This is a genomic window from Actinokineospora sp. NPDC004072, assembly GCF_053604195.1.
Map to the genome: position 1 here is coordinate 84,838 of NZ_JBSGHB010000002.1, position 16,194 is coordinate 101,031.

The 16,194-nt window shown below is 72.7% G+C and carries 15 protein-coding genes; 5 read left to right on the forward strand and 10 right to left on the reverse strand.

Annotation, left to right across the window (positions count from 1 at the left end):
• Nucleotides 1–14: 14 nt before the first annotated feature.
• Nucleotides 15–560: a dienelactone hydrolase family protein gene (locus ACWEPX_RS02725; protein WP_451895342.1), complete on the forward strand. Its 546-nt coding sequence runs from the start codon at nt 15–17 to the stop codon at nt 558–560.
• Here ACWEPX_RS02725 and ACWEPX_RS02730 read toward each other — a convergent pair.
• From ACWEPX_RS02730 to thyX, 6 genes are all read right to left on the reverse strand, one after another.
• Complete coding sequence (locus ACWEPX_RS02730) at nt 557–2,239, reverse strand: ribonuclease J (protein WP_451895343.1); 1,683 nt, start codon at nt 2,237–2,239, stop codon at nt 557–559. The two genes, ACWEPX_RS02725 and ACWEPX_RS02730, sit on opposite strands and share 4 nt — an antisense overlap.
• Entirely contained in the window at nt 2,236–3,249 is a 1,014-nt protein-coding gene (gene dapA, locus ACWEPX_RS02735) for a 4-hydroxy-tetrahydrodipicolinate synthase (RefSeq protein WP_451895344.1), read from the reverse strand. The genes ACWEPX_RS02730 and dapA overlap by 4 nt, the downstream gene beginning before the upstream one ends.
• Nucleotides 3,250–3,328: 79 nt before the next feature.
• Nucleotides 3,329–3,961 (reverse strand): TIGR03085 family metal-binding protein, encoded by a 633-nt coding sequence (locus ACWEPX_RS02740; RefSeq protein ID WP_451895345.1) that lies wholly within the window; start codon nt 3,959–3,961, stop codon nt 3,329–3,331.
• A 17-nt stretch (nt 3,962–3,978) separates the two neighbouring features.
• A complete protein-coding gene (locus tag ACWEPX_RS02745; protein WP_451895346.1) occupies nt 3,979–5,451 on the reverse strand; it encodes a serine/threonine-protein kinase in 1,473 nt (490 codons plus the stop codon).
• Between the two features lie 59 nt (nt 5,452–5,510).
• Nucleotides 5,511–5,894, reverse strand: a complete 384-nt coding sequence (locus ACWEPX_RS02750; protein WP_451895347.1) for an ACT domain-containing protein — start codon at nt 5,892–5,894, stop codon at nt 5,511–5,513.
• On the reverse strand, nt 5,891–6,643 hold the full coding sequence (gene thyX, locus ACWEPX_RS02755) for an FAD-dependent thymidylate synthase (RefSeq protein ID WP_451895348.1): 753 nt from the start codon (nt 6,641–6,643) through the stop codon (nt 5,891–5,893). Before thyX ends, ACWEPX_RS02750 begins: the two co-directional genes overlap by 4 nt.
• Before the next feature lie 100 nt (nt 6,644–6,743).
• On the opposite strand from thyX, the gene ACWEPX_RS02760 reads away from it, so the two are divergent.
• Both ACWEPX_RS02760 and ACWEPX_RS02765 read left to right on the forward strand, forming a co-directional pair.
• Nucleotides 6,744–7,259 carry a toxin-antitoxin system HicB family antitoxin gene (locus ACWEPX_RS02760; RefSeq protein ID WP_451895349.1) on the forward strand — a complete coding sequence of 172 codons (516 nt, stop codon included), beginning with the start codon at nt 6,744–6,746 and terminating at the stop codon, nt 7,257–7,259.
• Nucleotides 7,260–7,269: 10 nt separating this feature from the next.
• Nucleotides 7,270–8,142, forward strand: a complete 873-nt coding sequence (locus tag ACWEPX_RS02765) for a DUF4097 family beta strand repeat-containing protein (protein WP_451895350.1) — start codon at nt 7,270–7,272, stop codon at nt 8,140–8,142.
• Nucleotides 8,143–8,289: 147 nt separating this feature from the next.
• Here the strand turns inward: ACWEPX_RS02765 and ACWEPX_RS02770 are convergent, their stop codons facing one another.
• From ACWEPX_RS02770 to ACWEPX_RS02785, 4 genes are all read right to left on the reverse strand, one after another.
• Complete coding sequence (locus tag ACWEPX_RS02770) at nt 8,290–9,501, reverse strand: trypsin-like peptidase domain-containing protein (RefSeq protein WP_451895351.1); 1,212 nt, start codon at nt 9,499–9,501, stop codon at nt 8,290–8,292.
• A complete protein-coding gene (locus ACWEPX_RS02775) occupies nt 9,502–10,392 on the reverse strand; it encodes a hypothetical protein (RefSeq protein ID WP_451895352.1) in 891 nt (296 codons plus the stop codon).
• Nucleotides 10,393–10,500: 108 nt separating this feature from the next.
• Complete coding sequence (locus ACWEPX_RS02780; RefSeq protein ID WP_451895353.1) at nt 10,501–12,117, reverse strand: glycoside hydrolase family 13 protein; 1,617 nt, start codon at nt 12,115–12,117, stop codon at nt 10,501–10,503.
• 31 nt (nt 12,118–12,148) lie between these two features.
• Nucleotides 12,149–12,973 carry a lysophospholipid acyltransferase family protein gene (locus tag ACWEPX_RS02785; RefSeq protein WP_451895354.1) on the reverse strand — a complete coding sequence of 275 codons (825 nt, stop codon included), beginning with the start codon at nt 12,971–12,973 and terminating at the stop codon, nt 12,149–12,151.
• Nucleotides 12,974–13,073: 100 nt separating this feature from the next.
• On the opposite strand from ACWEPX_RS02785, the gene ACWEPX_RS02790 reads away from it, so the two are divergent.
• Nucleotides 13,074–15,500 carry a DNA translocase FtsK gene (locus ACWEPX_RS02790; RefSeq protein WP_451895355.1) on the forward strand — a complete coding sequence of 809 codons (2,427 nt, stop codon included), beginning with the start codon at nt 13,074–13,076 and terminating at the stop codon, nt 15,498–15,500.
• A 116-nt stretch (nt 15,501–15,616) separates the two neighbouring features.
• Nucleotides 15,617–16,177, forward strand: coding sequence for a DUF5684 domain-containing protein (locus ACWEPX_RS02795; protein WP_451895356.1), 561 nt, complete (start codon nt 15,617–15,619; stop codon nt 16,175–16,177).
• Nucleotides 16,178–16,194: the final 17 nt, after the last annotated feature.

Below are 16,194 nucleotides of genomic sequence, written 5' to 3' on the forward strand. Positions count from 1 at the left end.
CGTAGATTCCGCCCATGCGCATCGTCGTGTTCCACCACGCCCAGGGCCTCACCGACGGCGTCCGCGCCTTCGCGGGCAGGCTGGCCGCCCTCGGCCACGCCGTCACCACGCCCGACCTCTTCGACGGGCGCGCCTTCGCCACCCTGGACGAGGGCGTCGCCCACGCCGAGTCCATCGGCATGCTGGCGGTCGCCGAGCGCGGCGCGGCGGTGGCCGACCCGGACGCGGCGGTCTTCGTGGGCTTCTCCCTGGGCGTCCTGCCCGCCCAGAAGCTCGCCCAGACCCGCCCGGGCGCCCGCGCCGCGGTGCTCGTCCACGGCGCGATCCCGCTCGACGTCTTCGGCCCGTGGCAGCCCGGCGTCGCCCTCCAGCTGCACATCGCCGAGTCCGACCCCTGGGGCGACCTCCCCGTGGCCCGCGACCTGGTGGACGCGGTGCCGGGCGCGGAGCTGTTCGTCTACCCCGGCTCCACCCACCTGACCACCGACAGCGGCCTCGACGGGTACGACGAGGCCGCCACCGAGCAGATCGTGCGCCGGATCGGCGCGCTGCTGGCCTAGACCGGGATGACCGTCGGCACGATCATCGGGCGCCGCCGGTAGGTGTCGGCGACCCAGCGGCCGACCACCCGCCGCACGGCCTGGGCGATGCGGTGGGTGTCGGTGACGCCCTCGGCCTCGGTGTGCGCCAGCTCCTTCTCCACCAGCGCCACGACCTCGTCCAGCGCCTTGGGGTCGTCGGAGAAGCCGCGGCCGGAGATCGTCGGGGACGACACCGCCCGCCCGGTCGCCGAGTCCACCGCCACCGTGATGGCGATGAAGCCGCCCTCGCCCAGGATGAGCCGGTCGGACAGGGTCGACTCGCCGACGTCGCCCACCGAGAGCCCGTCGACGTAGACGTGCCCGACCTCGACCCGCCCGGTGATGGCCGCCCGGCCGTCGACCAGGTCCACGACCACGCCGTCCTCGGCGATGACCACCCGGTCGGCGGGCACGCCCGTCTGCACCGCCAGCGCCGCGTTGGCCCGCAGGTGCCGCCACTCGCCGTGCACCGGCATCACGTTGGACGGGCGCACGGCGTTGTAGAGGAACAGCAGCTCACCGGCCGCCGCGTGCCCCGACACGTGCACCTTCGCGTTGCCCTGGTGCACCACGTGCGCGCCCAGCCGGACCAGCCCGTTGACCACGCCGAACACCGCGGTCTCGTTGCCCGGGATCATCGAGCTGGCCAGCACGACGGTGTCCCCGGGCCGGATCGAGATCTGCCGGTGCTCGCCGCGCGCCATCCGCGACAGCGCCGACAGCGGCTCGCCCTGCGAGCCGGTGGAGACGAACACGACCTCGTGCTCGGGCATCGCCATCGCCTCGTCGAGGTTGACCAGCAGCCCCGGCGGCACGCTCAGCAGCCCCAGGTCGGCGGCGATGCCCATGTTGCGCACCATCGAGCGGCCCACCAGCGCGACGCGGCGGCCGTGGGTGACGGCCACGTCGAGGACCTGCTGGACGCGGTGCACGTGGCTGGCGAAGCAGGCCACGATGACCCGCTGCTGGGCGCGGGCGATCACCCCGTCGATGACCGGGCCGATGTCGCGCTCGGGGGTGACGAACCCGGGGACCTCGGCGTTGGTCGAGTCCACCAGGAACAGGTCGACGCCCTCGTCGCCGAGCCGGGAGAAGCCCGCGAGGTCGGTCAGCCGACCGTCCAGCGGGAGCTGGTCGAGCTTGATGTCGCCGGTGTGCAGCACCAGACCGGCCGGGGTGCGCACGGCCACGGCCAGCGCGTCCGGGATGGAGTGGTTGACCGCGAAGAACTCGCAGGAGAACTCCCCGTAGCCGACCCGGTCGCCCTCCTTGACCTCGCGCAGCACCGGGTCGAGGCGGTGCTCGCGGCACTTGGCCGCCACCAGCGCCAGGGTGAACCGCGAGCCGACGACCGGCAGGTCGGGCCGCATGCGCAGCAGGAACGGCACCGCGCCGATGTGGTCCTCGTGCCCGTGGGTGAGCACGATGGCGTCGATGTCGCCGAGGCGGGTCTCGATGGCCCGGAAGTCCGGCAGGATCAGGTCGACGCCGGGCTGCTGGTCCTCGGGGAACAGCACGCCGCAGTCGATGATGAGCAGCCTGCCGCCGTACTCGAAGACGGTCATGTTGCGGCCGATCTCGCCGATGCCGCCCAGCGCGACCACGCGCAGGCCGCCCTCGGGCAGGACCGGAGGGGGGCTGGTGGGCCAACCGCTCACTGGTGGACCGTCCCCGCGCTGGTGTGCGTGGTCGCGGCGATGTAGGCCGCCGCGGCGTCGGCGTGGGCGACGTGCGCCGCGGCCTGGTGGGTCGCCGGGGCCTCGGCCAGCGGGACGCCGCCCTCGGCCAGGTCGCCCGCGATCGCGGCCAGCTCCTCCGGGGTCGCCGCGGGCAGCGGCAGGCGCGGGTCGCCCACGCCCTCGCCGCGCAGCCGCAGGGCGGCCTTGCTGAAGATCACCCCGCCGACCCGGCTGAACGCCCGCAGCACCGGCAGCAGTCCGTTGTGGATGATCTGCGCGGAGGCGACGTCGCCGCGCTCGTAGTTGTCCAGCATGGAGCGCAGCCGCCCGGCCACGACGTGCCCGATGACGCTGACGAAGCCCACCCCGCCGATGGACAGCCACGGCAGGTTGAGCGCGTCGTCGCCGGAGTAGTAGGCGAGGTTGGTCGAGGCGATGACCTCGCTGCCCGCCAGCAGGTCGCCCTTGGCGTCCTTGACCGCCTGGATGCGCGGGTGCTCGGCGAGCCTGCGCAGGGTGTCCACGGCGATCGGCACGACCGAGCGCGGCGGGATGTCGTAGAGCATCACCGGCAGCTCGGTGGTGTCGGCGACCTTGGTGAAGTGCGCCAGCAGCCCGGCCTGCGGCGGGCGCGAGTAGTAGGGGGTGACCACGAGCAGCCCGTGCGCGCCCGCCTTCTCCGCCTCGCGGGCGAGGTGGACGCTGTGCGCGGTGTCGTAGGTGCCCACCGAGCCGATGACGGTCGCGCGGTGCCCGACCGCCTCCACGACCGCGCGCAGCAGGTCGGACTTCTCCTTGTCCGAGGTCGTGGGCGACTCGCCGGTGGTCCCGCTGATCACCAGCCCGTCGTTGCCGAGGTCGACCAGGTGCTGGGCGAGGTGCTGGGCCCGGTCGAGGTCGAGCGCCCCATCGGCGTCGAACGGGGTGACCATTGCGGTGAGGACCCGGCCGAATGGTCTGCCGGGTGCGGCGGTCGGACATGCGGTCATAGGGTGGACGCTACCTTCTCGCCGTTGCGGCGACTCGATGACCGCCCGTCCTGGCGCGATCTGCACCGCATCTGGCGGTTCACAGCCCCCGCGAGAGCCCCCGCACCGCGGCGATCGCGGCCTGCTCGCCGTCGAAGGACACCTCGGCTTGGTCCCGGCCGAAGGCGAACAGCAGCAGCTCGCCGGGCGGCCCGACGATGGCCACGGTGTTCGGCCCGCGCTTGACGGCCACCTCACCCACGGACACCTCACCAACCGAGGCGCGCAGCGCCACGCCGACCGGGCTGTTGCGGAACATGAGCCTGCCGACCCGGCGCACCGCCGCCCACAGCGCCTGGTCCCGCCCGGGGTCGGCCGGGCGCGGCCGCCACTGCGGCTGGGCTCGGCGCACGTCCTCGTGGTGGACGAAGAACTCCGCGGTGTTCACCAGGTCGTCGAGCAGGAAGTACGGGGAGTAGACCGGCGGGCCGGTGCGGATCAGCCGGACCAGCTCGTCCCACGGCTTGGCCGCCACCCCGCGCTGCACCCGGTCGAGGTAGCCCGCCAGGGGCTTGACGAGGATGCCCGCCGCCGCGTCCGGCCGCCGCTCGCGCACGACCAGGTGGGCGGCCAGGTCGCGCGTCGTCCAGCCCGCGCAGAGGGTGGGCTGGTCCGGGCCGACCTCGACCAGCAGGTCGCACAGCTGGGCGCGCTCGTCCTTGGCGGCACTCATGGCGCCCACCCTACGGCTCAGCTGTCCTCGGCGATGTGCGACCCGGTCAGCGGGCTGCCGTCCTTGCTCGTCACCACGCAGATCAGCGTGCGCTCGGCGCTGCTGCTGTCGGTGAGCGAGCCCGACCACGCCTGCTGCGCGGGGATCAGCGCGACCACCGCGAGCTGCTCGGTCTTGGTGACCCGGCCGGTGTGGAACTGCCAGCGGCAGAAGCTCTCGCCCAGCTCGGTCAGCTCCTCGGCGGCGTAGCTCCACTCGCCGTTGAGGGTCAGGTAGCTGAACACCTGGAAGGCGTGCGGGTCGTCGCAGGACTCGTTGCTGGGGAAGGAGGCGTCGTTCTGGATCTTGCCGACGCCGCAGTAGCCGTCGGTCACCTCGAACTGCCGGACCTGGCCGCCGGGGCCGTAGGTGAACGTCGAGACCGCCGTGGTCTTGTCCTCGTCGGGGGCGTTGATCACGCCGTGGAGCCAGAACCCGCCGACCCCGCCCACCAGCGCGACGATCAGCGCCAGGGCCAGGATGAGCTGCCAGCCGATGCGCCGCTTCGGCGGCGGCTGCGGGCTGACCATCGTCGGGTAGCCGCCCGGGTGCATCGCCGTGGGGCCGGTGTGCTGCCCGGTCGGCATCGGGTGCGGCCCGGTCGGCGGGCCGGGCTGGACGTGGGTGAGCAGCCCGCGCACCTGGGCCGCGGTGAGCCGGGCCTGCGGGTGGGTGTTGAGCAGCCCGGCGATGACCGAGGCCAGCGCGCCCGACCCGCGGGTCAGGAACGGCACCTCGTTGAGGATGGCGTGCATGGTGGCGGCGGTGTTGGCCCGCTCGAACGGCGAGTAGCCCTCGACGGCGAAGAACAGCACCGCGCCCAGCGCCCACAGGTCCGACGCCGCGCTGGCCTGCTCGCCGCGCAGCTGCTCGGGGGCGAGGTAGGCGGGGGAGCCGATGAGCAGGCCGCTGGTGGTCAGCCGCGGGTCGTCGACGGACTGGGCGATGCCGAAGTCGGTCAGCTTCGCCCGGCCGTTGGCGGCCAGCATGATGTTGCTGGGCTTGACGTCGCGGTGGACGATGCCCGCCTGGTGGGCCGACTCCAGCGCCGACAGCAGTTGCTCGGCCAGGCGCGCCACCGCGTCGGACCGCAGCGGGCCGCGCTCGCGCACCACGTCGGCCAGGGTGGGCGCCTGGATCAGCTCCATGACGATGTAGGTGGCGCCGGATTCCTGCACCACGTCGTAGACGGTCACCACGGCGGGGTCGTTGAGCCGTCCCGCGGTGCGCGCCTCGCGCAGCACCCGCTCCTCGAAGACCATCCGCTCGGCCGCGGGCACCCCCTCGGGCAGGTGCAGCTCCTTGATCGCCACGTGCCGCCCGATGGTGGTGTCCTCGGCCAGCCAGACCACGCCCATGCCGCCGCGGCCCAGCTCGTTGAGCACGCGGTAGCGCCCTGCGATGACGCGCTGGTTGCCCGGCGCTACCAGCGGTCCTGGCTGTTGGGACACATCCACCTCCGTCGGGATGGCCGACATCGTAGGTGACCGGGCCGCCGCCCGGACCGCGGTCAGCCGATCTCGTGGCCCGCCTCGCGCAGCGCCGTGACCGCGCGGCCGAGATCGCCGGCGCGCACCAGCAGGTGGTCGGTGTCGAAGGTGGACATGGCGAACAGCGGCACGCCCGCCTGGGCCAGGGCGCCTGCCAGCGCGGCCATGATGCCGGTCAGCGTGAACTCCAGCGGCCCGCGCACGGTCAGCAGCCGCCAGCCGGGCTCGGCGCGCTCGCCGTCGGGGGCGTGCGCGCTGGGCGCGACGACCGAGGTCTCCGCGCCGGTCCTGGTGACCGAGACGAACCCGTCGGCGTCGAGCAGCCCGGCCGGGACCGGCGCCCCCGGGGCCAGCCGGGTGACCGTGTACTCGCCCGGCAGCACGTCGATGACCAGGCGGTTCATCCCTCGGTGACCATCGGGCTCGACGCGATCTCGGTGCCGTCGGCCAGCGCGGAGATGGTGAAGTCGGCGAACACGTTCGGCGCGACCTTCTGCAGCTCGCGCAGGCAGTCGATGGCCAGCGCGCGGATCTCGACGTCGGCCTGCTCGGTGGCGCGCATGGCGATGAAGTGCCGCCAGGCGCGGTAGTTGCCGGTCACCACGATGCGGGTCTCGGTGGCGTTGGGCAGGATCGCGCGGGCGGCCTGGCGGGCCTGCTTGCGGCGCAGGGTGGCGCTGGGCACGTCGGCGAACTTCTCCTCAAGCCCCTTGAGCAGCGCCTTGTAGGCGTCGAGGCTGGCCTGGGCGGCTTCGAGGAACTTGGCGTGCAGCTCGGGGTCCTCGGCGATGACGTCGGGCTCGACCATCGCGGCGTTGCGCTCGGGGACGTAGCGCTGGGAGAGCTGGGAGTAGGAGAAGTGCCGGTGCCGGATCAGCTCGTGGGTCAGCGAGCGGGAGATCCCGGTGATGTAGAAGCTGACCGAGCCGTGCTCCAGCACCGAGAGGTGGCCGACCTCGATGATGTGGTTGAGGTAGCCGGCGTTGGTGGCGGTCGCGGGGTTGGGCTTGTTCCACGACTGGTAGCAGGCGCGCCCGGCGAACTCGGCGAGCGCCTGGCCGCCGTCGGTGTCGGTCGTCCACGGCACGTCCGCCGGGGGGAAGAACTCCGTCTTCGCGATGAGCTGCACCTTGGGCGACACCGTCTCGGCCACTGACCCGCTCCTTCTCCAGATTCCGCCGGTCAGCGTAGGCGTTCGCGGGTGGCGAATCACGTGCCGCCCCATGACGTCAGATTGGTGGCATAGTGGTGTCATGGATCTGACGCCGTACATCACATCGCTGCGCGATGACCTCACCGCCGCCGCCGCCGTGGGCGACGAGCACACCCGCCGGGCCGCCGCCGCGCTGTCCGCCGCGCTGGAGCCCGCCGCCCGCCTGGCCATCATGAACGCCCTGTCCGACCTCGCCGCCGAGGTCACCGCCTCGCTGCCCGACCACGTCGTCGACGTCCGCCTCGACGGCCGCGACGTGCGGGTCGTGGTCTCGGGGGAGGCCCGCTCGGGGCCGCAGGAGGCGCCACCGCCGCCGCCCCCGCCGCACGAGGGCGGGGAGATGTCCCGGATGACGCTGCGCCTGTTCGAGGAGCTCAAGGCCAAGGCCGAGCAGGCCGCGTCGGCGCAGGGCATGTCGCTGAACACGTTCGTCCAGCAGGCCGTGCAGGGCGCCGTCCAGGGGGCGCTGCAGGGCAAGGGCTGGTCGGCTGGCGGGGGCTGGCAGGGCGGATCGCGCGAGCGCGGCTCGCGCGTGCAGGGCTGGTACGAGGGGTGAGGACAGCATCATGACATCAACTGACACCATCCGGCGTCTGTCGTACGACGCCGAGGGCCCGGTGGACATCACGATCGGCATCGGCTCGGGCTCCGTGGAGGTCCACCTGCGCGACGAGCCGGGCGTGGCGGTGGAGCTCCGCCCCGCGCCCGCGGAGAACCCGTGGGCCGAGGGCCTGAGCGCGCTCATGTCCTGGGTCGGCACCGCGATGGGCGAGGACCGCGCGGTCGACCCGTCGGCCGAGGCCACCGCCCAGGCCCGCGTCGACTTCGGCGGCCGCTCCCTGTCGGTGCGCTCGGCCAGGGGCAGCCACCTGCGCTCGGTCCCGGTCGAGGTCACCGTCCTCGCCCCGACCGGCTCGTCGGTCAACGCCCGCACGGGCAACGCGGCCGTCACCGTCTCCGGCCGCGCGGGCCGCGTCGAGATCGGCACCGGCGGCGGCGAGATCACCGTCGGCGAGACCACGGCCCAGGCCCGCCTCACCTCCGGCACCGGCTCCATCCGCCTGGGCCCGGCCCCCCACGGCGCCCACCTCCGCTCCGGCAGCGGCACCGTCGAGGCCACCAGCCTGGGCGCCTCGTCCACGGTCGGCACCAGCAGCGGTGAGATCCGCCTGGGCCGCATAACCGCCGACCTCCTGGTCCGCACCGGCACCGGCGACATCGCCATCAAGGAGGCCGCCGCAGGCGCCATCAAGCTCACCAGCGGCTCCGGCAACTTCCGCGTCGGCGTAGCCGCCCCCGCCGAACTGGACCTGGTCTCCACCTCAGCGGTGGCCCACACCGACCTCCCCCTAACCCGAACCCCAGTCGACAACGCCCCCCTCAAACTCACCGGCCGAACCGGCTCCGGCTCGATCCTGATCCACAAGGCCGCCGTCTAGGGGGACGGCTCTGGAGCAGCCCGGGGGGACCTGCTCCGGAGCACGGTTGAGCGCTGACCGCGTTCGAGGGGTACGCGGTCAGCGCTCAACCCCACCCCTCAGAGCCAGGGCATGGGCGTCACCGATCGCTTCCCCCCAGGAACCGGGTCAGGCTGGGGACATCGTCAACGCGGGCGTGCTCGGCGCGGGGATCGTCGGCTTCTGCGCCTTCTGGATCTCCGCGTGCAGGTCCCCGTGGTGCGCGGCGAGGTGGTCGAGGATGCGGGCGATCGGGGTGCCGTAGTTCTCCTGGTGGATCGACTTCCCCCACACCGTCACCGGCCCCGTCGGGATCGTCCGGAAGCCGCGGTGGAGGGCGGCGACCGACCAGCGGTCGTCGCAGATGGGGGAGCCGGAGGAGCCGCCCGCGGTGTCGGTGAGGTAGGTGAGGACTTCCTCGTTCCCCGTGACCACGAAGTTGTCCCGGAACCCCAGCCGCATGGGGCCGCCGTCTGGGTGTTGCAGGACGTTGACGCGCTCGTGCAGGGCCATCGAGCTGGACTTGTGCAGGTGGGTCGCCCGCAATCGCAGGGGAGGGCGCGGTGCGGACGCCAAGCGCAGCACCGCGTAGTCCAACCCCTCGTCGAAGGCGACGCACCCCGTCGAGCGCGCCACCCGCACCTCCGAGTCCGTGCGGTAGAAGTCGAACTGCACCTCCACCGTCGCCCCCTGCAACGCGAAGTCCGCCGCCGCGGCCGGGGGCTCGGACACCTGCCGCGCCGCGATCACGTGGTAGTTGGTGATCAGCAGCCCCGGCGCGATGACCCAGCCGGTGCCGACGCCGATGTCCGGGTAGCCGCCGCGTTCGGCGGCCACCCCGTCGAAGTGGCGGCGCACCACCAGCTTCGCCACCGACCGCGACGCCAGCGCCCCCCGGTGCAGGAACCCGACGTCGAGGGTGTCGTCCGCGTCGACGACGACCTCCAGCGCCCCGTGGACCTCGGGCAGCGCCGCCACGTCGGCCGCGGGCGGGGCGGCGGCGCTGGGCAGTTCGGTGGGCCGGGCCGCGCCGTCCACCGAGGCGATCTCCAGCGCCCGCTGGAACACCCGCTGCTGCGGCTGCTCGGCCGCCATCGTCACCGCGTTGTGCAGCCACTTGAGCAGCGGCACCTCGCCGGTGTCCAGCGCCCGGGTCTGGTTCATCCGGTTGGTGAACGACACCAGCGTGCCGATGGGCGAGCCGCCGTCGAGGTACATGCCCACGAACCGCGGCGAGATGCCCGCGCTCAGGCATTCGAGCGCCTTGTCCGTTGCGAACCCGAGGTCGATGGCCGCGCGCTGGACTTCGCGCAGCGCCTCGTCGGTCAGGTGCTGGAACATCTAGACCACGCTCACCTCGGGGTACAGCAGCCGCAGCCCCCGCTTGTCCTCTTCGGACAGATCGATGCCGTTGCCGACCGGCCTGCACGGGCTCGACTCGGACTTGTAGAAGTGCGGCGGGAAGGCGTACAGCATGACCGACTTGGCGTCGAACGGCCCGGCCACGACGTCGTGCGGGTCGCCCGTGCGCAGGTTGTGGTCGACCTTCGCCCGCGGCCAGAAGTTCGGCGCGCCCGCCAGGAACGTGTAGATGCCCGGCCGGTTGCCGTTGCCGTCGGCGACGAACACCCCGTCGGCGTTCTGCGTCGGCACGTAGCCCGGGTCGTCGTCCCAGCGGAACTCGGCCTCGCAGTCCCCGCGCATGTTCTGGTGGGCGTGGTGGAAGCCCACCGCGTGCAGGAACTCGTGGCGCACGGTCCCGGCCCACTTCTCCGGCCGCTGCTCGGTGAACCCGCCGAGGTTGAGGCTGCGCTGGTGCGCCCGCCCGCCGACCCGGCTGTTCGCGGGCCCGACCGCGGGGTCGGCGCTGTCGGTGCCGACCAGCGAGAAGTACCCGGGCAGGTCGAAGCCGACCCGGATGTGCGCGGCGTGCTCGGTGTCCTGCTCGGTCCACCGCCGGTACGCGCCGGTGGCCTCGTCCCACCCGAAGTCCAGCTCGATGCCGCACGAGTCGGTGATCTGCTCGGTCGCGGCGGCGATGTCGCGGTGCAGCGCGGTGTCCCCGCCGAGGAAGGCGACCCGCACCGGGGCGCCCAGCGGCCACCGGCCGAGGTCGGTGACGAGGAATTCCAGGCCTTCCCCGGAGGTGGCGAGCCGCTTGCGGTAGGCGTCGCGCACGTCCAGCCAGGCTTGCACGTCGTCGGGCAGCGCTTCGATGGTGACCGCGTCCATGGCATCCCCCCTGCTCGCAGGTATGCCTTGGACGTCGCCGACCGGCGGCCCCCGGTTAGGGGCACCCGCTTACCCCGAAGGGGTGAATGACGAACGGGGTGCGTGCGATCACGCAGAGCGACGGTAGATGCGCGCCTCCCACGGCCGCAGCTGCCACGACCGCTCCTCCGGCAGGTTCGCGAGCACCAGCTCGGCCTCCAGCCAGGCCGCGTCCAGCGCCGCGTGCGCCGGGTTCGCGCTCAGGTTGGCCACCACCAGCACCTCGGTGCCCGCGTGCGCGCGCGTGAAGGCGTATACGTGCGGGTCGTTGGGCATGAGCAGCGTGAAGTCGCCGTGCACCACGCACGGTTCGGTGTGCCGCAGGTCGATCAGCTTGCGGTAGTGGTGGAACACCGAGTCGGGGTCGGCCACCGCGTCGGCGGCGTTGATCTGCTTGTGGTTGGGGTTGACCGCGATCCACGGCGTGCCGGTGGTGAAGCCCGCGTTCGGCGAGGCGTCCCACTGCATCGGCGTGCGGGCGTTGTCCCGGCTGCGCGAGCGCATGGCGGGCAGCGCGGCAGGCCCGGCCTCGGCGTAGTGGTTGATCGACTCGATGTCGCGGAAGTCGGCGATGGTCTCGAAGGGCGCGTTCGTCATGCCCAGCTCCTCGCCCTGGTAGATGTAGGGCGTGCCGCGGTGCAGGTGCAGGACGGTGCCCAGCGCCTTGGCTGCGACCGGGCTGCCGTCGCCCCAGCGCGAGACCACCCGCGGCTGGTCGTGGTTGTTCCAGTAGAGGCTGTTCCACCCGGTCTCGGCCAGCCCGTGCTGCCAGCGGTTCATGGTCGCCTTGAGGTCGACCAGGTCCAGCTCCTTGGTGTCCCATTTGGACGGTCCGTGGTCGAGGTTCATGTGCTCGAACTGGAACACCATGTCGACCTCCCCGCGCGCCGGGTCGGTGAACAGCACGGCCTGGTCGACGGTGACGCCGGGCATCTCCCCGACGGTCAGCAGCTCGCGGTGGTGCCCGGCGAAGACCTCCCGGTGCATCTCCTGCAGGAACTCGTGGATGCGCGGCCCGCAGATGTAGGACGCCGAGCCGTCCCCGCCCGGCCCGTCGGGCAGCGCCGGGTCCTTGGAGATCATGTTGATGACGTCCATCCGGAACCCGTCGACCCCGCGGTCGAGCCACCAGCGCATCATCGCGTAGATCGCCTGCCGGACCTCGGGGTTCTCCCAGTTGAGGTCGGGCTGCTTGCGCGAGAACAGGTGCAGGTAGTACTCCCCGGACGCCGGGTCGAACTCCCAGGTCGGCCCGGAGAAGAACGACCGCCAGTTGGTCGGCTCCGCGCCCGGCGTCCCCGGCTCCATGCCCGCGCGGGCGGGCCGCCACCAGTACCAGTCGCGCCGCTCGCGGAACCACGGGTGCTCGTCGGAGGTGTGGTTGACCACCAGGTCCATGACCAGCTTCATGCCGCGCGAGTGCACCCCGGCCAGCAGCCGGTCGAAGTCGTCCAGCGTGCCGAAGGTCGGGTCGATGTCCTGGTAGTCGCTGATGTCGTAGCCGTTGTCGTCCTGCGGCGACGGGTACACCGGCGACAGCCACAGCACGTCGACCCCGAGCGCGGACAGGTAGTCCAGCCGCTCCTCGATGCCGCGCAGGTCGCCCACCCCGTCGCCGTCGGAGTCGGAGAAGCTGCGCGGGTAGATCTGGTACACGACGGCGGACTGCCACCAGGAACCGGTCATCCCGTCATGCCACCACGGGAGTCTGAAGCGGTCAAGACGAGGCGGGGCGCCAGGGGCTCCTGGAGTCAGTCGGACGGGTGGGGTCGTAGAAGCGCGGCACGTCCGGCTCGTCGGCGCGCAGCGCCACCAGGTCGGCGGTGATCGCCCGCATGATGCGGGTGTGGGCGCGCATCGCGTCGCCGGGTTTGCCAGCCGAGAGGTCCGACAGGTCCACCTCGCCGCCGAAGTGCACCTTGAACACCCGCGGCGACGCGACCGACTTCAGCGACGAGACCAGCAGCGGCTTGACGTCCGACCAGCCCGAGACCACCTCGGTGCCCCAGTAGACCGCCTCGTGCGCGCCCCACTGGCTGATCGTCACCACCGGCACGTTCCCGGCCAGCGCCATCCGCGCCACCCCGGTCTTGCCCCGCTCCGGCCACAGCCCCGGGTCGCGGCTGACCCGGCCCTCCGGGTACACCAGCAGCGGCGAGCGCGCCGTGCGCAGCGCCTCGACCGCCCGGCCGAACGCCTCGGCGACGTTGGCCTTGCCCCGGTCGACCCGCAGGTGCCCGCTGGCGCGCAGCGCGTTGCCCACGACGGGGGCGTCCAGCAGGCCCGCGGTCAGCATGAACTTCGGCGGCAGCCCGATCTTGTCGCACGCGGCGACCAGCACGAACGGGTCGAACATCCCGATGTGGTTGGCCGCGACCAGCACGGGTTTGCCGCGCAGGTGCGCCGGGAACTCCCCGGTGATCTCCAGCCTGCCCAGCAGCCGGACCAGGCCCCGGTCGAGCCTGGTCATCACCCGCCACAGCGCGGGCGGGTCGACCGCGCGGCGTGTCGGCTCGTCGGCACCCCCGTGAAGCGCAACCATGGCCGGAGCATCGCACGCCCCGCCGGGCGCGCCCGCCGCGGGTTGCCGGGGCAGCAGTTGCTGCTGGGGCGGGAGGGACGGGCGGGATACCGTGTTCGGCATGGCCGGGAAGACGACATCGAGCAGGGGTGGCGCGCGTCCGAGGAAGCCCGCCGCAGCCAGGTCCCCGGCGCGCGGCAAGGCGGCGGCGCCGCGCAAGCAGGCGGCGCGCCCGTCGGCGGCGCGCAAGCCCGCGCCCAAGCGGCCGGGCGTGCTCGCGGCGGGCTGGGGGCTGCTGGCCAAGGGCGTGGGCTCGCTGGCCCGCGCGGTCGGCCGCACCAAGGAGCTGGACCCGGCGCACCGCCGCGACGGGGCCGGGTTCGCCCTGATCGCGGTGGGCGTCGTGCTCGGGGCCGCGGTCTGGTGGGACGCGGCCGGGCCGGTGGGCGCCTGGCTGGAGATCGGCGTGCGCACCGTCGTCGGCGCGCTGTCGACCGGGCTGCCGGTGCTGCTGCTGGTCATCGGCGTGACCTTCATGCGCTCGGACCCGCAGCCGCAGAAGCGGCCGCGGTTCGTCGTCGGCGGCCTGCTGGTGCTGGTGGCGCTGCTGGGCGTGCTGCACGTCTTCAGCGACCAGCCCACCGACCACGACGGCTGGATGCACGCGGGCGGGGTGCTCGGCTACCTCTCCGGCGGCCTGCTCGCCAAGGGCGTCACCGCGTGGGTGGCCATCCCGGTGCTGGTGCTGCTGCTGGGCTTCGGCGTGCTGGTCTTCACCGGCACGCCCATCCGCGAGATCCCCAACCGGCTGCGCGAGCTGGGCGCCGAGCCCGACGACGAGCTCGGGCCGGAGCTGGGCCTGGAGCCCGAGCCCGAGCCGGTGCGCAAGCGCCGTCCCCGCAAGCCCGCCGAGCCTGCCGAGCCCGCTGAGTCCGCCGAGCAGGCCGGGCCGCCGCCCGCCGAGCCCGAGCCGCAGCCCAAGCGCCCGCGCGTGGCGGTCAAGGAGACCCCGCAGGTCGCGGAGAAGCCGGTCGAGATGTCGTCGGTGACCCGCGTTGTCGACGGCGACTACGCCCTGCCCGACCCGGCGATCCTCCAGGTCGGCGACGCCCCCAAGGCGCGCAGCCGGGCCAACGACGCGATGATCGAGGCGATCAGCGGCGTGCTGGAGCAGTTCTCCATCGACGCCCAGGTCACCGGCTTCACCCGCGGCCCGACGGTCACCCGCTACGAGGTCGAGCTGGGCCCGGGCGTCAAGGTCGAGAAGATCACCGCGCTGACCAAGAACATCGCCTACGCCGTGGCCACCGACAACGTGCGGCTGCTGGCGCCCATCCCGGGCAAGTCCGCGGTCGGCATCGAGGTGCCCAACAGCGACCGCGAGATGGTCCGCCTCGGCGACGTGCTGCGCTCGACCACCGCCGTGGCCGACACCCACCCGATGGTGGTCGGCCTCGGCAAGGACATCGAGGGCCACATGATCACCGCGAACCTGGCGAAGATGCCGCACCTGCTGTGCGCGGGCTCGACCGGCTCCGGCAAGTCCAGCTTCGTCAACTCGATGCTGGTGTCGCTGCTGGCCAGGGCCACCCCCGACGAGGTCAGGATGATCCTGATCGACCCGAAGATGGTCGAGCTGACCCCCTACGAGGGCATCCCGCACCTGATCACGCCCATCATCACCCAGCCGAAGAAGGCCGCCGCGGCGCTGACCTGGCTGGTCGAGGAGATGGAGCAGCGCTACCAGGACATGCAGGCCAACCGGGTCCGCCACATCGACGACTTCAACCGCAAGGTCAAGGCGGGGGAGATCGTCGCCCCGCCCGGCAGCGAGCGCGAGTACCGGCCCTACCCCTACATCCTGGCCATCGTCGACGAGCTGGCCGACCTGATGATGACCGCGCCGCGCGACGTCGAGGACGCCATCGTCCGGATCACCCAGAAGGCCCGCGCCGCGGGCATCCACCTGGTCCTGGCGACGCAGCGGCCGTCGGTGGACGTGGTCACCGGCCTGATCAAGACCAACGTGCCCTCGCGGCTGGCGTTCGCCACCTCGTCGCTGACCGACTCGCGGGTCATCCTCGACCAGCCGGGCGCGGAGAAGCTGATCGGCATGGGCGACGGCCTGTACCTGCCGATGGGCGCGTCCAAGCCCATCCGCATCCAGGGCGCGTTCGTCAGCGACGAGGAGATCGCCGCGATCGTGGCGTTCACCAAGGAGCAGGCGCAGCCGGACTACACCGAGGGCGTCACCGCGGCCAAGCAGGGCGAGGCCCGCGAGATCGACCCCGACATCGGCGACGACTTGGACCTGCTGCTCCAGGCCACCGAGCTGATCGTCACCTCCCAGTTCGGGTCGACGTCGATGCTCCAGCGCAAGCTGCGGGTCGGCTTCGCCAAGGCCGGTCGGCTGATGGACCTGCTGGAGACCCGCGGGGTCGTCGGCCCGTCCGAGGGCTCCAAGGCCCGCGACGTGCTGATCAAGCCCGACGAGCTGGAGAACGTCCTGTGGACCATCCGGGGCGGGCCCGCGGCGGAGGCGGACTGAGGTCCACTTGGACACGAACCGCTAACGACCTGCGGCGGCCGGTAACGCCCCGGCCGTCCACTGCGGATTGATACCCGGGGTCGGCGCGGTCGGCGCGCCGCGCAGGGGAGGTCGGCATGTCACCGGACTACGAGGTCACCTACACCGCGGCCGACGTGCCGTGGGGCCTGATCATCGCGATGGCGGGCGTCGGCCTGCTGGTCACCGTGATCATGATCGCGGCGATGTGGCGGGTGTTCAGCAAGGCGGGCCAGCCGGGCTGGGCGGCCATCGTGCCGATCTACAACACCTACGTGCTGCTCAAGCTCGCCGGGCGGCCGGGCTGGTGGCTGCTGCTGATGCTGGTGCCGGTGGTCAACCTGGTGGTGGCGATCCTCCTGCTCATCGACGTGGCCCGCAGCTTCGGCAAGGGCGGCGGGTTCGCCGTGGTGCTGGTGCTGTTCCCCTACATCGGGTTCCTCATGCTCGGCTTCGGCAGCGCCCGCTACCTCGGCCCGGCCGCCGCGCCCGGCTTCCAGGCGCACGGTGGCTACGGCCAGCCCGGCTACCCGCAGCCCGGGTACCCGCAGGCCGGTTACCCCCAGCCCGGCTACCCCCAGCAGGGCTACCCGCAGTCGGGCTACCAGGGTGGGTATCCGCAGCAGCAGGGTGGCTACCCGCCGCCGTACAAGCAGTGAGAGCCCGGGGGCCGCGG

Coding starts and splice junctions, on each gene's coding strand:
- ACWEPX_RS02795 (WP_451895356.1), top strand. CDS start 15,617: ATGTCACCGGACTACGAGGTCACCTACACCGCGGCCGACGTGCCGTGG.
- dapA (WP_451895344.1), bottom strand. CDS start 3,249: ATGACCGCATGTCCGACCGCCGCACCCGGCAGACCATTCGGCCGGGTC.
- ACWEPX_RS02760 (WP_451895349.1), top strand. CDS start 6,744: ATGGATCTGACGCCGTACATCACATCGCTGCGCGATGACCTCACCGCC.
- ACWEPX_RS02785 (WP_451895354.1), bottom strand. CDS start 12,973: ATGGTTGCGCTTCACGGGGGTGCCGACGAGCCGACACGCCGCGCGGTC.
- ACWEPX_RS02790 (WP_451895355.1), top strand. CDS start 13,074: ATGGCCGGGAAGACGACATCGAGCAGGGGTGGCGCGCGTCCGAGGAAG.
- ACWEPX_RS02780 (WP_451895353.1), bottom strand. CDS start 12,117: ATGACCGGTTCCTGGTGGCAGTCCGCCGTCGTGTACCAGATCTACCCG.
- ACWEPX_RS02740 (WP_451895345.1), bottom strand. CDS start 3,961: ATGAGTGCCGCCAAGGACGAGCGCGCCCAGCTGTGCGACCTGCTGGTC.
- ACWEPX_RS02775 (WP_451895352.1), bottom strand. CDS start 10,392: ATGGACGCGGTCACCATCGAAGCGCTGCCCGACGACGTGCAAGCCTGG.
- ACWEPX_RS02725 (WP_451895342.1), top strand. CDS start 15: ATGCGCATCGTCGTGTTCCACCACGCCCAGGGCCTCACCGACGGCGTC.
- ACWEPX_RS02750 (WP_451895347.1), bottom strand. CDS start 5,894: ATGAACCGCCTGGTCATCGACGTGCTGCCGGGCGAGTACACGGTCACC.
- ACWEPX_RS02770 (WP_451895351.1), bottom strand. CDS start 9,501: ATGTTCCAGCACCTGACCGACGAGGCGCTGCGCGAAGTCCAGCGCGCG.
- ACWEPX_RS02765 (WP_451895350.1), top strand. CDS start 7,270: ATGACATCAACTGACACCATCCGGCGTCTGTCGTACGACGCCGAGGGC.